This is a genomic window from Fretibacterium fastidiosum, assembly GCF_000210715.1.
GTDB classification, from domain to species: Bacteria; Synergistota; Synergistia; order Synergistales; family Aminobacteriaceae; genus Fretibacterium; species Fretibacterium fastidiosum.
This window is the reverse complement of record NC_021038.1, coordinates 1375373-1376924: the sequence shown is the minus strand read 5'-3', so window position 1 is coordinate 1376924 and position 1552 is coordinate 1375373. Positions and strand designations below refer to the sequence as shown.

General features: G+C 64.8%; 1 pseudogene. It reads right to left on the bottom strand.

Features of this window, described 5'->3' with window-relative positions:
• Positions 1-248 precede the first annotated feature (248 nt).
• Positions 249-1352: pseudogene (gene prfB / locus SY1_RS06315) on the bottom strand (peptide chain release factor 2).
• Positions 1353-1552 lie beyond the last annotated feature (200 nt).

The window sequence follows — 1552 nt, the reverse complement described above, 5'->3', positions numbered from 1 at the left end:
ACCTCGATACCGGGGGAGCGCCTCCGAAAGCTGAAACCGGGTCCCTTCAGGCCGGGGCGTCCAACCGCCGCCTCAGGGGGCCCCGCAGACGCTCGCCCGAAGATGATCTAAAAAGGGCTCAAGAAAATCGCTGACGCACTCGCAAAACCGTCAGAAAGGAACCGCAGCCGCCAAATGAAGTGAGCCGACGGCGCTCCCATAAATGGAGTGACGCCCGCCCCATCGGGGGCAGGCCCCCGCCCGGCGCCCTACAGCTCCCTGCGGGCGCGAAAGCGCAGGTACTCCATGATAAAGTCGTCGATATCCCCGTCCAGCACCGCCTGGGCGTTGCCCTTTTCCAGCCCCGTCCGGTGGTCCTTCACCAGCGTGTAGGGGTGCAGGACGTAGGAGCGGATCTGGCTGCCCCACGTCGTCTCCTTCTTGTCGCCCACCACGGAGGCCAGCTCGTCCTGCCTCTCCTGAAGGGCGCGCTCGTAGAGCTTGCTCCTCAGGACGTGCATCGCCACCTGGCGGTTCATGTGCTGAGAGCGCTCGTTCTGGCACGTGACGACGATGCCCGTCGGCAGGTGGGTGATGCGGATGGCGGAGTCCGTCCGGTTGACGTACTGCCCCCCCGCGCCGCTGGCCCGGTAGGTGTCCACCTTCAGGTCCTCCGGGCGGATGTCGACGTCCACGTCGTCCGAGAACTCCGGCGTGACGAGGACCGACGCGAAGCTCGTGTGCCGGCGGTGGGCGGAGTCGAACGGCGAGATGCGCACCAGACGATGCACCCCCCGCTCCGCCTTCAGGAACCCGTAGGCGTTGTCGCCCTCCATCATCACCGTGGCACTCTTGATGCCCGCCTCCTCGTCGTTCGTCGCCTCCAGCACCGTCGCCTTGAGGCCATCGCGCTCCGCATAGCGCAGGTACATGCGCAGCAGCATCTCCGCCCAGTCCTGGGAGTCCAGCCCCCCGACCCGGCGTGTACCGTCAGGATCGCGTTGGACGAGTCGTATTCCTCGTTCAGGAGCAGGAGCAGGCTGCTGTGCTCCATCGTGCGGCGGACCTCCGCCGCCCTTCGCTCGAACTCCCCCTGGAGCTCGGCATCCTCCGCGTCCCGCAGCATGTCCTCCAGGACGGACAGGTCGTCCATCTCGCAGCAAAGATGGCGCCAGCCTTCAATGCGCGCGTTCACGCCCGACAGGTCCTTCAGCACGGCCTCGTGCCCGTCCCGCGTCCAGAAGTCCGGCGCCGCGCTCTCCTGGGTCAGGGCCTTTGAGCGCGCCTCCAGGGCAGGCAGGTCAAAGGCTGTCCTGCAGCGTCCGCTTCAGGGCGCGCAGTTCCTCCAATACCGAAATGTTTGCAGCGATCATCCCAACAACACTCCTCCAGTCGGGCGAAGGCCCGATACTTTTCCACAGTTATATTATCATAAGCGTAACGCGAAACAGGGCCAAGGGGCAAAGTGCGCCCTAAAATTTTAAAATGGGGCTACGCCCCAATCCCCACGCGCTTCGCGCGGCCTGATGAAGTTTCAGCCACTGAAGGAAGCCCATACGGTTGACAGTTCTCA